This window comes from Enterobacter sp. RIT637 (assembly GCF_019718755.1).
Lineage (GTDB): Bacteria > Pseudomonadota > Gammaproteobacteria > Enterobacterales > Enterobacteriaceae > Enterobacter.
The window spans coordinates 1-602 of record NZ_JAIHAZ010000108.1; the positions used below are offsets into that span (position 1 = coordinate 1).

A 602-nucleotide genomic window follows, 5' to 3' on the forward strand; every position below is an offset into this window, starting at 1 on the left:
CTTTATGCCCGCGCGTCGGGAGCGCATCCGCTGCGTATTATCGTGCGCCACATCATTCCCGGCGTGCTGCCGACCATTATCGTGGCGGCCACGCTGAATATCGCCTCGGCCATTCTGATGGAGTCAACGCTCAGCTTCTTAGGGCTGGGCGTGCAGGCACCGGCGGCATCATGGGGAAGCATGCTTAACAACGCCCAGTCTTATATTGGCGAAGCGTCGTGGCTGGCGATGTTCCCCGGCATTTTGATTTTGCTGACGGTATTTAGTTTTAACGTGCTCGGCGACGTATTCCGCACCGCCTTTGAGCCGGGAGCGAACCGCGATGAATAACTTATTAGAACTCGACAATCTGCACACTTCGTTTCGCACCCGCGATGGCAACGTACAGGCGGTGCGCGGCGTGAGTTTTCATGTGCAGGCCGGGGAGCTGGTCGGCATCGTCGGCGAATCCGGGTGCGGGAAAAGCGTCACCTGCAAATCGATCATTCAGCTGCTCGGCAGCAACGGGCACATCTCCGGCGGCAGTATTCGCTTTCAGAATGACGATCTGGCGAAGAAGACCCCCGAGCAAATGCGCAAGATCCGTGGCAACGACATTGCGA

2 protein-coding genes are annotated in these 602 nt (G+C 58.0%); both read left to right on the top strand.

The window, feature by feature from the left end; translation table 11 throughout:
- On the top strand, window positions 1–330 hold a 330-nt coding region (locus tag K5E19_RS23440; RefSeq protein WP_221553328.1), incomplete at its 5' end, for an ABC transporter permease.
- Window positions 323–602 (top strand): ATP-binding cassette domain-containing protein (locus tag K5E19_RS23445; protein WP_221553330.1); only part of this gene is annotated, 280 nt, incomplete at its 3' end. The genes K5E19_RS23440 and K5E19_RS23445, both read left to right, overlap by 8 nt.